The sequence below is a fragment of the Sulfurospirillum tamanense genome (assembly GCF_016937535.1).
GTDB classification, from domain to species: domain Bacteria; phylum Campylobacterota; class Campylobacteria; order Campylobacterales; family Campylobacteraceae; genus Sulfurospirillum_B; species Sulfurospirillum_B tamanense.
Genome location: NZ_JAFHKK010000001.1, coordinates 137333 through 148238, shown reverse-complemented (window position 1 = coordinate 148238; position 10906 = coordinate 137333). Strand labels below are relative to the sequence as shown.

12 protein-coding genes and 1 tRNA gene are annotated in these 10906 nt (G+C 48.3%); 7 read left to right on the top strand and 6 right to left on the bottom strand.

Features of this window, described 5'->3' with window-relative positions; genetic code table 11:
* The first annotated feature begins 12 nt into the window (after positions 1-12).
* The 5 genes from JWV37_RS00845 (at position 13) to JWV37_RS00825 (ending at position 3917) form a co-directional block, all read left to right on the top strand.
* Positions 13-675, top strand: coding sequence for a response regulator transcription factor (locus tag JWV37_RS00845; RefSeq protein WP_205457747.1), 663 nt, complete (start codon positions 13-15; stop codon positions 673-675).
* Positions 632-1831 carry a sensor histidine kinase gene (locus JWV37_RS00840; protein ID WP_205457746.1) on the top strand — a complete coding sequence of 400 codons (1200 nt, stop codon included), beginning with the start codon at positions 632-634 and terminating at the stop codon, positions 1829-1831. Before JWV37_RS00845 ends, JWV37_RS00840 begins: the two co-directional genes overlap by 44 nt.
* A 1-nt stretch (position 1832) precedes the next feature.
* Entirely contained in the window at positions 1833-2345 is a 513-nt protein-coding gene (locus tag JWV37_RS00835) for a YgjP-like metallopeptidase domain-containing protein (protein ID WP_205457745.1), read from the top strand.
* A gap of 304 nt (positions 2346-2649) precedes the next feature.
* Positions 2650-3366: an Abi-alpha family protein gene (locus JWV37_RS00830; RefSeq protein WP_205457744.1), complete on the top strand. Its 717-nt coding sequence runs from the start codon at positions 2650-2652 to the stop codon at positions 3364-3366.
* A gap of 146 nt (positions 3367-3512) precedes the next feature.
* The gene (locus JWV37_RS00825) at positions 3513-3917 is read left to right on the top strand and encodes a hypothetical protein (RefSeq protein ID WP_205457743.1); all 405 of its coding nucleotides are present in this window, start codon (positions 3513-3515) and stop codon (positions 3915-3917) included.
* Positions 3918-4242: 325 nt separating this feature from the next.
* On the opposite strand, the gene JWV37_RS00820 is transcribed toward JWV37_RS00825, so the two are convergent.
* A tRNA-Sec gene (locus tag JWV37_RS00820) sits at positions 4243-4340 on the bottom strand.
* An 88-nt stretch (positions 4341-4428) separates the two neighbouring features.
* Here JWV37_RS00820 and JWV37_RS00815 point away from each other — a divergent pair.
* Positions 4429-5007, top strand: coding sequence for a BON domain-containing protein (locus JWV37_RS00815; protein WP_205457742.1), 579 nt, complete (start codon positions 4429-4431; stop codon positions 5005-5007).
* Here JWV37_RS00815 and JWV37_RS00810 read toward each other — a convergent pair.
* Together JWV37_RS00810 and JWV37_RS00805 are read right to left on the bottom strand one after the other, a co-directional pair.
* Positions 4991-5746 carry an acyl-CoA dehydratase activase gene (locus JWV37_RS00810; protein WP_205457741.1) on the bottom strand — a complete coding sequence of 252 codons (756 nt, stop codon included), beginning with the start codon at positions 5744-5746 and terminating at the stop codon, positions 4991-4993. The two genes, JWV37_RS00815 and JWV37_RS00810, sit on opposite strands and share 17 nt — an antisense overlap.
* Complete coding sequence (locus JWV37_RS00805; protein ID WP_205457740.1) at positions 5747-7066, bottom strand: double-cubane-cluster-containing anaerobic reductase; 1320 nt, start codon at positions 7064-7066, stop codon at positions 5747-5749.
* On the opposite strand from JWV37_RS00805, the gene JWV37_RS12765 reads away from it, so the two are divergent.
* Positions 7065-7190 carry a hypothetical protein gene (locus JWV37_RS12765; RefSeq protein WP_275898322.1) on the top strand — a complete coding sequence of 42 codons (126 nt, stop codon included), beginning with the start codon at positions 7065-7067 and terminating at the stop codon, positions 7188-7190. The genes JWV37_RS00805 and JWV37_RS12765 overlap by 2 nt on opposite strands.
* A gap of 75 nt (positions 7191-7265) precedes the next feature.
* Here JWV37_RS12765 and JWV37_RS00800 read toward each other — a convergent pair whose 3' ends face one another.
* From JWV37_RS00800 to phnD, 3 genes are read right to left on the bottom strand one after another with little or no spacing between them, the layout of a single operon-like run.
* The gene (locus tag JWV37_RS00800) at positions 7266-9131 is read right to left on the bottom strand and encodes a PhnE/PtxC family ABC transporter permease (RefSeq protein WP_205457739.1); all 1866 of its coding nucleotides are present in this window, start codon (positions 9129-9131) and stop codon (positions 7266-7268) included.
* The gene (locus JWV37_RS00795; protein WP_205457738.1) at positions 9121-9891 is read right to left on the bottom strand and encodes a phosphonate ABC transporter ATP-binding protein; all 771 of its coding nucleotides are present in this window, start codon (positions 9889-9891) and stop codon (positions 9121-9123) included. The genes JWV37_RS00800 and JWV37_RS00795 overlap by 11 nt, the downstream gene beginning before the upstream one ends.
* A complete protein-coding gene (gene phnD, locus JWV37_RS00790; protein ID WP_205457737.1) occupies positions 9881-10762 on the bottom strand; it encodes a phosphate/phosphite/phosphonate ABC transporter substrate-binding protein in 882 nt (293 codons plus the stop codon). Before phnD ends, JWV37_RS00795 begins: the two co-directional genes overlap by 11 nt.
* Between the last annotated feature and the right edge of the window lie 144 nt (positions 10763-10906).

Below are 10906 nucleotides of genomic sequence, written 5' to 3'. Positions count from 1 at the left end.
TATAATACGCCCATGAAACTACTACTCCTTGAAGATGACCCGATTTTAAGCGAAATCATCGAAGAATTCTTGGTGGAACATGGCTTACATGTAACGCCGTTTTTCGATGGAAAAGAGGCCATAGAAGCGGTGTTTTCGCACCCTTATGATATTTTGCTTTTAGACATTAACGTGCCCTCTTTGGACGGATTTTCTTTGCTAAAAACCCTCAATGATGCCAACATTAAAATCCCTACTATCTTTATTACGTCACTAAATCAGATTGGCGAAGTGAAAAAAGGGTTTGCCCTTGGAGCGGAGGATTATCTAAAAAAACCTTTTGATTTGGAAGAGTTGTTAAGCCGCATTGAGCGGACGCAAAAGCTTCATGCCATCGGCCACTCTTTGCGGGTAGATCTTGGGGCGTTTCATGTCTACGACCCTGAAAATTTGTGCATCATCGGGCCTGAAGCGGCCCATCCTTTGCGCAACAAAGAGGCGCAATTACTGGAGTATTTGCTCGCCAACCAAGGGCGCATCGTGCGGTTTGAAGAGATTATTGAGCAGGTGTGGCGTTTTGAAGAAGTGCCCACCCATGCCACCGTGCGCAGTTATATCAAAACCTTGCGCAGTTACGGGCTTGAAGGGATGATTGAAAACATCAAAGGGGTGGGGTATCGCTTTAAGTGCCTATGAAAAACGCTCTTTGGTGCGTTTTTTGGTCATTTACCTAGGGTCTATGTACGTGTTTATCGGCGTGCTTGGGTGGATGGCGACCACCTTGCAGGTGCGCAACCTTTACGAAAACCACGCCTTACAAATGCGCTCTTTGGCCGCGTCCATTTCCCACAACATCGTCACGGCACACATGATGGGCGAAGCGGCTTTGCCTGCGTGTTTAGAGGAAGAGGTGCTTGAGCAGTGTTTTGCTCTTGATGGGGGATTTTCCTTGGCATTGTACCGCGACAAAAGCACGCCTTTGGCGGGGAGTTTTACCGAAACGGTGGATTTTTCACGGGAATTTTATTTTCACGAAGATGCGTTTTATGCCCTCGACCAAAGTGCTAGAGGGCATCTTGGGGTGGGGTATGTGGTGGTCAAGGAGGAGGGTATCGCCCGTTTACTGGGCGCTGTGCAACGGAGCATGGGCCTTTGGGTTGGCCTTAGCCTTGTCTTTGCCACAGGTCTTGGCGTGGTGCTTGCACGGCTGTTTTTAAAGCCTATCAAAGAAGAAATCGCCCATCTTGACCGCTTCATCAAAGACTCAACCCATGAGCTTAACACGCCCATCACGGCTATCTTGATGAGCATTCGTTCCCTTGGCGAAGTGGAGGAAAAAAAACGCAAACGGCTAGAACTCAGTGCAAGGCGCATCGCCACGCTGTATGGAAACCTAAGTTACTTACTCTTGCATGACAAAACCAACGAAGAAAAAACTACCGTCGATATGCGCGCACTCGTGGAAGAGCGGTTAGACTATTTTGGGGATTTTATCGCCAGTAAAAAGCTCCACTGCAAGAGCGACTTAGCGCCCGTTTCCTTACATGTAAACCATGAAGGCATGGTAAAACTCGTTGACAATCTTCTCTCTAACGCCATCAAATACAACCGTGTGGGCGGGAGTCTCACCCTAACACTTACGCCCAAAGGGTTCACAATCTCCGACACGGGCGTGGGCATCGCGCCCAAAGACTTACCCCACATCCTCAAACGCTACAAACGCGCCAATAGCGACAAAGGCGGGTTTGGCATCGGGCTAGACATCGTCAACACGATCTGCCAGACCAACGGTTTTACCCTGCACATCGCCTCCAAAGAAAACGAAGGCTCGGTGTTTGAGGTAGTGTTTTAAGATGGAAGCTCTTTTATCGCGCTTTCTTGGGCATTATCCCTCTCACCTTCAAGAAAGCGTGCGCCAACGCCTTGAAGCGGGCACGTTGGGTGAGTATGTGCAGGGAAAGTACCCAACGCACCATAGCGTGAAAGATGACAAAGCCTTGTTTGGCTACGTCAATGCGCTAAAACAACGGCATCTTAAAAAATTTCCACCCTTAAGTAAAGTCGTCTATGACACCAAAATCGACGTGGTGAAAAACGCTCTAGGCATCCACCGTTTTGTTTCGCGCGTCCAAGGGGGAAAGCTCAAAGCCAAAAACGAGGTGTACATCGCTTCAGTGTTTAAACACGCGCCCGAAGCATTTTTGGAGATGATTGTGGTGCACGAGTTGGCGCACTTTAAGTCCAAAGAGCACGACAAAGCCTTTTACCAGTTTTGCGCCCATCTTTTGCCCTCTTATCACCAAGTGGAATTTGACTTTCGCGTCTGGTTGGTAGTGCGAGCAGTGGAGAAAAAAGAGGGGATTTGAGGGTGGTGCGTTACGGTGAAGTCCAAAAAACAACAGCGAGAAAAGATTAAACGACACAATGGCCATTTAATACTTTTTTCCACCAATTAAACGATAACATGTTCAAATAACGCCAAAAATATTTTTAAACGGTCATTGAAATTTTAAAGATTTTAATGGATTTGATAAAAAACTAGTAAAAATATTGCATTGTGAAATATTTTATCAAATAAACCAACACTTTTTATGTCCATTTATTCGGGCGTATCAGACCGTTTTGTATATAATGTTTGTTGAATAAATAGTTATATTTTAAGGAACAATTGTGAATGAAGAAATTGTTGAAACAGCAAAAGCAACACAAGAAATAGCAAAAACAGCTCATAAAGGTTTAGAAGTAAGTGAAAAAGTTGGAGGTTTTTTTGCCAAGGTTCTTGGAGAACCGATTGAGACTGCAGCAGGTATTTTAGGAGATAAGTTAAAATTTATGCGATGGGAAAGACAAGTTCGCTTAATAGAACAAGTAGAAAAAATAAACCACGAACGAGGTATTAACGGAAAAGAAATTCCAGTATCTCCAAAACTTGCTATTCCAATTATTGAAAATGCTTCTTTAGAAGAAGATGATTTACTACAAGACCTTTGGGCAAAATTAATGTCTTCTGCACAAGGGAAAAACTCTTCAAGTGAAGTTCGCTCTGCATTTATTGATATTATCAAACAACTTGAAGTTATAGATGTAAAAATTTTAAATGCAATGTTCGATGGGTATGTTAATGCAGTTGGGCAAGACAATATTCAAAAAGAATCACCAAGAAGAATATCATTTTCTAAAAATAATATCATGAATGTATTAAAGATATCAGAATATGACTACGAAGATTCTATAGATAATTTAATGCGTGTGCGTTGTGTTTGTTCAGAAGTAAAAGTAATGAGTCACATGAATATAGGAGGAGAAAGTGCAACCATTGATAAAGGTTATGATAGCTTAAATCTCACTTCTTTAGGTGTAAAATTTGTTATCGCTTGTATCAAATAAATATAACAAATCAGTGGAGCCAATAAATTACCCTGCGGGAAATTTATTGGCTCAATTCAAACGTTATCTCGGACGCTACGCATCCGAGATAACGGTGGCGCGGGCTGAACACCCGCTTGTTATCTATATTACAACAAAGGAAAAAAATGAAACCGATAGAAAATATTTTTAATAATATTCAAACATTACAAGTGTCATCAAATGAGATGAAAAATTATATAAACTCGTTATCTAAAGAGGAGTATGCATCTTTGGCAACAGCTTTTATAATTGGACGTTCTGGTTGGGAAAGAAACTACACTGATACAAATGAATTTTACTCGTTTATTGAAGAAAATGAAGCTTCTGGAATAAAAGTAACTCAAAAAATGTTAGATGATAAATTTTTAATGAAAAAATCGAAACAACAGCAAGTACAACTAACTTATGAACATGAATTGTCAAGTTCTCCGAAAATTGATGGGGTATATAATCATGATTGGTTAGGTATGAAAACAAATTTAATTGTTGAGATAGAAAAAGGTTTGAGTATGTTAAGAGAAATCAACTAGCTAGATAACAAATCAGTGGAGCCAATAAATTACCCTGCGGACAATTCATTGGCTCATTTTAAATATTATACGTAAAAGATATTGTTCTACAAATTTGAATCGAAGCGAATATTAATTAGCCTAGCATCCCAATATTTTTTAGGAATGGACAAGAAGAGCTCAGAGGCATGAGCGGAGGGCAAACAAAAAAATGCAGCATTAACAACGTGAAGCATGAAATTCTGGATTTTAACAAGTCTTATTGGGCTCAGTTGGACTGAAATATTTAAGGTATAGCTTGGATTGGCGGATTTCTAGACACTATTGGAGTTTATTGAGTATGTAATGGCGAGAAGGTGCAGGAATCGAACCTGCCTCCAAACGGTCAACCGCCCAGACATCGGGTTTGAAGCCCGTGCTGCCCACCAGGGTCAGATACCCTCCATAAAGAAGAGGGGAAATTATAGCACAAGAAAAACAAAGAAAACCTTACAGCCCTTGGTATAATACTTCTCAAAAAAGGAGCGCGCACGTGAGAGGTTGGTGGTGGCTTGTGATGGTAGGAGCGTTGTTGGGTGGGTGTGTAACGCCAACAACATTTTTACACGGCACAAGCGTGTATGATGCCTACGCCATTACCGTTGACCGCCGTTCGCTGTGGACGATGGCTTCGGACAAGCGTATCAAGCTTTTTATCCAGTCCCGCTTGCTTCAAGAGAACACTTCAGATATTTATTATGTGGGGGTGGAGAGTTTTTATGGGACGGTGTACCTCCTTGGAGAGTACGAAGATGCGGCCCACAAAGAACGCTTGTTGCGCATCGCCAATGAGACCGAGGGTATCCGTGAAGTGGTTGCGTATTTTCACCCTAAAGCCACCCAAGGCGACTGCACGACATACCGCAATCTAGCGATTTTAAGCGACGTCAAAACCCGCCTTTTTCAAGACAAACACATTTACGGCTCCAATGTGCACGTCCACGCGGTGCAGTGCCATGTGGTACTTGCAGGTATTGTGCAGACCAAGATGGAGCGTGAACGTGCCGAGTGGATTGCCTACAACACCCCAGGGGCGCGTTCGGCGGTTTCATACCTTAGGGCGCTGTACTAAGACCACTCAGCGCCGCGCCTAATGCACCCATGAGTTGGGGGTGCGGGGCGGTGTAAAGGGGTTTTTCAAGAAATTTCCCTAGCAGATGCACCAAAAAAGGGTTGCGTGCCCCACCACCGCTAAAGGTGATGTGCGTGCTTGTACTGGCAAAGCGTCGCGCCATGCTCGCAAGGCGGTTAGCGATAGCATCATGCACCCCATAGCAGATGTTTTCTACCCGCTCTTTTTGGGCGATAAGGGAGATGAGTTCAGACTCGGCAAAGACCGCACACATGCTAGAGATGGTTAGTTCCTTGTCCGCGTCAAACCCCGCTTGGGCAAAAACATCCATCTCTAGCCCAAGGCGTGCCGCGGCAATCTCAAGAAACTTTCCCGTTCCTGCCGCGCATTTGTCGTTCATCTTAAAATCTACAAATCCGCCCCGCCCATCAAGTTTGATGACCTTGCTGTCTTGGCCGCCTAGGTCGATGACCATGTCGGTTTGAGCAAAGGCGTGGTAAGCCCCTCTGGCGTGGGCTTTGATTTCGCTAATGACAGGGCATCCAAAGGCATTTTCAAGCAGATAACGCCCGTATCCTGTGGCTACGAGCATGCGTACAGGATAGGGTTTGAGGGTTTCCTTGACGATGTCATCTTGGTTGATGATGGTAGGAATCGTGTGGGTGTGGCATACTTCTCCCGCGCTATTAACGCCCACGATTTTGGTGTAGGTTGAGCCAACATCCACGCCCCAGTACACTTACAAGCCTTTAAATGCACGTGCTTTTTGGCTAAAAGCAATGCTTTCTAAAAAGGCTTCCACGCGGGTTTTGATTTGCCCTGCATCTTCTGGCGAATAGTCTGACTCGATGGCAAGGGCGGGGATGCCCGCTTCTTCCATGGCGTCTAAGACCAGTTTAGACTCGACGTTGTAGGTGTGGCAAAAGGAGAGGGTGTAGTAGATGACCCCATCGGCTTGGCGCTCTTTAACCATGTTTAAAATCTTTTCGATGCGCCCTTCGTTAGGGGTGAAACAGGCGCAGTCAATCTTGCTGTAGCGCTCCATGAGGGCTTTGTAAAGCGCCTCTTCGTTTTCCACGCCGTCGATGTCTACGTTGTCTTTAAAATAACGGTGTCCGATGCAAGATTCTTCGTTGATGATGACGCCCCCAGTGGTTTCAACGGCATGGTGAAGTTTCCAGTTTGGCGGCGCAAAGGGCGTGCCAAGGACGATGAGGCGCGGGGTGTTGGCGGGAAACACGGAAGTTTTTTGGGCTATGCGTTCTTCTAGTTCGTCGCACAAGGTATTGACCTTTTGGGTGTAGCGTTTAGGGTCATCCAAAAAGCCCATCTGGGTGATAAATAAGGCGTCTTTACCGCTGATGGGCATGATGTCTGGGTGCATACCGCGCAAGGCATCTAGGCGCTGTAAAGCGGCACGTTTGGCGTTGATGATACGTACGCCTTCTTTCATGGCGTCCAAAGAGAGCGGCTCGCCCGTGACTTCTTCGATGTGTTCTTTGAACTCCTTAATCTCCTCTTGCCATAATGCCAAGTCTTTGTCGCGCTTCATGTGGGGGATGTTCATGACATGCACAGGGTGGTGTTTGTTGAGGATTTCCCACCCTTTTTTCTTGGCTTCACAGGTGGTTTCGCCGTAGATGAAGTCGGAAGATTGGGTGTAGGCACAGGTGCGCTGAAGTTTAAACCCATGGGCAGATTTGATGAGGGGGCAAATGTTGCGAGGAAGTTCCGTTTCGGCGTCTGCAATGGTTGCTGCCGAACCGCCGCACAGTCCGTAACAGGCCCCGCCAGCACCCGTGACAATCTCTTCGGGTACGAAAATACAAAAGGTGCCCACGGCGGGCTTTTTTTGCGCGCGCAAGGCGTTAATTTCGGCGATGCGCTCCCCTTGAATCTCACTCACAAACCAATCAAAATACGCCATCCCTTTAGGGCGATTTTCTTGGGACATGAAGAGGTTTTGGTAGGCGCCTAGGCCCATGCCCATCATTTTTGCATGACGTTCAACGTCAACTCCGATACTTTCCAACAAGGGTTTATGTGCTTCAACACCCATGAGTTTTCCTTTACATGTAAAGATGGTGAGCAAGATTGTGAGGGGGATTAACAGGGCAGGTGCGGCAGAAGCGTCAACTGATGTTTACCTAAACTTAGGCCGTGTTGCTCTTGGGGTATTGTAAGGAATTTGGGGTTAAAGGAATGTTAAAAAAAGGCAACAAAAACACTTTGGTAAAATAATGTTTCCAAAATATACCTTAGCCTGCCCGCGAAAGGTTCAGCGCGCGGGAGAGGCGGTCGATGCCCACCGTCAAGGCGATAATCATGAGCAAGTATGTTGCCGCTTTTTCAAACATAAACCACTCAAAGTGAAAACTAAACTGAAATCCAAGCCCGCCCGCACCCACGATGCCAAGCACCACCGCCATACGCACGTTAGACTCAAACTGAAAAAAGCTGTACGTGAGCCAGTCGCGCCACGCTACTGGCACGGCGACTAGCCCAAAACACACAGGCAATGACCCGCTAAAAGATTGCTCAAACCGGCGGTAGGGGATGTTGTCTATGCTTTCGCTAAAGACCCGAACCAACACGCCTGCGGTATGCAAGGCGATGGCAAGGGCACCTGCAAGGATGCCCGGCCCAAAAAAAGCGATGAACAAAAAGGCCCACATCACCTCAGGCACTCCCCGCGCCACCAATCCTGTGAGCCTTGCAAGCACCAGTTGGGTACGCCTCAGAACGTTTGCCCACCACGGCAAACGGGCCCCCGTAAACTGGGAAGATTCCCACATAAACGAAAAGGAATGGGGGTAGCTAAGCAGTGCCGCCGCGCCCATTCCCAGCAAGGTGCCCACAATCGCCATCGCCAAGGGCACGCCCGCAGAGGTGATGACTTTCCACACAAACCAGTTGTTTAACGCCGCGTTCCACCCTTGCCATGCCTCTTTTTTGTAAAATTCCCAAGGGCTATGCTTGACAAACAGCTCCACGCTTTTGCCTGCTTCTTTTCGGGCTTCCACTACACGCTCTTCCCCAATCCCCAGGGCGGCGAGGTCAAACTCAGGAGAGAGCATTCGCTTAAAAAAGCTCAAATGTTGCCACGCTTGGCCAGAAAAAAGTTCCGTGGCGGGGGCGAGAAAATTGCGCGGTTGTTGGCCTGGTGGGGCGTTGTTTCCCCAACCCATGAACCACAGTGACCACCCAAGCGCAACGGCCATGATGCCCACCGCAAGGTAGTTGCGCCCGATTTGCCGCCACAATGGTTCATCGTTTTTTGCACGAGGGTGGTTGGGGTCGGTGCGCAGTTGACGGCGAATGAGGTTGCTTAGCAGGTCCGCACTAAGGGTGAGGGCAAGAGTAAAGAGGAGTAAGGTGGTGACCTTTGACCATGCACCAAATTGGATTTGATACCAAATATCCGCCCCCAGTCCGCCCCCGCCCACGGCGCCGATGACCGCAGCGTTTCGGATGGCACATTCTGCACGCATGAGGGTAAAGCTTTGCACACTGCGCGCGGCAAGGGGCATGATGCCATAGGCCAAAATGCCCAACCTGCCTGAACCTAAAATGCGCACTTGCTCGTAACGCTTTGGCGCGACCGAGTCCCACAATTCGCTGTAAACCTTGGCTAAAATCCCTGTCATGCTAAGGGCTAACGCCAAGGCGCCCGTGAGTGGCCCTAGGCCAATGAGTGCCACCAAAATCACTGCCCACACAAAATCAGGCACCCCACGCAACACGTCTTGGATAAGCCGACTAAGGCTACATGTAAAGCGGCTTGCCCACCGTCCCAGCACTCCTTGTTTGTCGTGCCCAACACTTACAGCCTTAGAAGAGCCCATGGCTAGCACCAGTGCCGCTATGATGGCCAAAAAGGTTGCCAAAAGGGCTGCGCTAAGGGTTTGGAGGGTGAGCGCCCAGCAGTGTTGTAAAAACGCTTGGTCAAGCTCAGGAGAGGCAAACGCTAAAAGCCACGCCCCCATGCGTCCAAAAGCCATGGAGCGCTGGGCGCTATCGCGCAAAACGGAGATGTCCCACGAGACGGCGGTCAAAGCCCCCACTAAAAGAACGGCCACCACAACGATAGCCGCCCACGCACCCCACGGACGTTTAGTGTGCATAAAGCCCCGTGTATTCTTTGCCATAAAGGGCTTTGAGTAAGGGCTCATCTAAGGCGTCAGGTTTGCCTTCCCAAAACACGCTCCCCTCTTTAAGGGCGATAACCCGCTCAAAATGCCCTTCTAAAAGTTCCAAGGTGTGCAGGTTTACCAAAAGGGTGTTGCCTTGTTCTTGGGCCATGCGAGAGAGCAATTGGATGATTTCCCTGCCAAGACGCACGTCCAGTTGACTCACAGGCTCATCGGCCAAGACCACTTTGGGGCGTTGTACGAGCAAGCGGGCGAGGGCGACGCGCTGTTGTTGGCCGCCGGAGAGTTCTGTTGGCATGGCCCAAAGCTTCTCTTCAAGTTCCACTTGTCTGAGCGCTTCACGGGCGCAGGAAAGCTCTTGGGGCCACAAGAGCGACCACAAGGCTTTGGGCAGCGCCCAGCGCCCAAGGTTTCCCATGAGGACATTGTGCACTACGCGCAGTTGGGGGATGAGGTTGTCGGATTGGTAAAGCACGCCCACCTCTTTGCGCAAACGACGAAGGGTGCTTGTGCCGAGGGTTTTGGTGTCATGGTTAAAAAGGTTTACCGTGCCACTATCGGGATGTAAGACCCCGCAAAGGAGGCGAAAGAGGGTGGTTTTTCCCGCACCCGAGGGGCCGATGATGGCCACTCTTTCGCCGTGGTGGATGGTCAAGGAAAGCCCCTGAAGGGCGAAGTTGTTCCCGAAGGACTTGCTTGCCTTTTCGAGGGTAAAAACGGGGTTACTTTCCAATATCCACGCCTGATTTTAAAAGCTCCACGTAGCTCATCCATTCGCTTATGTTCGCGTCCACAAAGCCTTGAGACTTGAGATACCCTAGGGCTTTTCTCCCTTCTTCGGATGCGTGTAGGCTTAAAAGGGCGGCGTGGATGGCATCGATGGTGTCACGCCCTAAGCTTTTTTTGGTGGCAAAGCAGTAGTTGGTAAATTTGGGCGTGGTGTAGATGATGGGGGCTTTGGCCTTGATGGCATCGCTAGCGCGCTCATAGGGCGGTTGGCCAAGAGCGCCGATGTGAAATTCACCGTTGGCCACTTTTTGTACCACCACATCGTGGCTTCCGCTGTACGCAACGGTGCGAAAGACCTGCTCAGGACGTTGGCCGCTTTGGTCGGCAAAAAAACTGCGGGGCATGAGGTGGCTAGAGGTGCTGCTTTTGCTTCCGAAGGTAAAGTTCCAGTTTTTGCCTTTGGCCAGCTGAGCGAGTTCTTTGAGGTCTTTGACGGGGGCAATACCCGAGTCCGCATTAGCCACAAAGTAACTGATAAACCCTTTGTCTATGTCACGTGCGGCGACCACCTCAAGCTCATCGCCCATCATCATGTACGCTTGGGCCGTGGTGACCGCGCCAAACCACGCTAAATGTGCCCTGCCAGTAGCTAACGCCGTTACCGTAGCCGCGTAGTTTTCTACATGTACATACTCCGTGGGAATGCCCGTACTGGCTTGAATGTGTCTGGCAATGAGCCCAAAAAATTCACGCATATTTTCCGCGCTATCATCAGGAATAGCCGTGATGATGAGGCGCTCAGGGGCTTTGGCAAGCAAGGGGGAGGAGAGGGTAAAAAGGCCCAAACAAAGGGTGAGAAGAAATCGCTTTAACATAACTGCTCCTTGGGGTAAGTGACGAAAAAATAAGAACAAGAGGAGGGTAACAGAAGCAGTAGTGGCAGGGCAACGACTGATGTTTACCTAAAACTTAGGCCTATAAATTGCTCTTTGGGGATGAATTGTAGAAGAAGTAAAATT

Coding starts and splice junctions, on each gene's coding strand:
- JWV37_RS00845 (WP_205457747.1), top strand. CDS start 13: ATGAAACTACTACTCCTTGAAGATGACCCGATTTTAAGCGAAATCATC.
- JWV37_RS00835 (WP_205457745.1), top strand. CDS start 1,833: ATGGAAGCTCTTTTATCGCGCTTTCTTGGGCATTATCCCTCTCACCTT.
- JWV37_RS00825 (WP_205457743.1), top strand. CDS start 3,513: ATGAAACCGATAGAAAATATTTTTAATAATATTCAAACATTACAAGTG.
- JWV37_RS12765 (WP_275898322.1), top strand. CDS start 7,065: ATGAGTTTTCCTTTACATGTAAAGATGGTGAGCAAGATTGTGAGGGGG.
- JWV37_RS00805 (WP_205457740.1), bottom strand. CDS start 7,066: ATGGGTGTTGAAGCACATAAACCCTTGTTGGAAAGTATCGGAGTTGAC.
- JWV37_RS00800 (WP_205457739.1), bottom strand. CDS start 9,131: ATGCACACTAAACGTCCGTGGGGTGCGTGGGCGGCTATCGTTGTGGTG.
- phnD (WP_205457737.1), bottom strand. CDS start 10,762: ATGTTAAAGCGATTTCTTCTCACCCTTTGTTTGGGCCTTTTTACCCTC.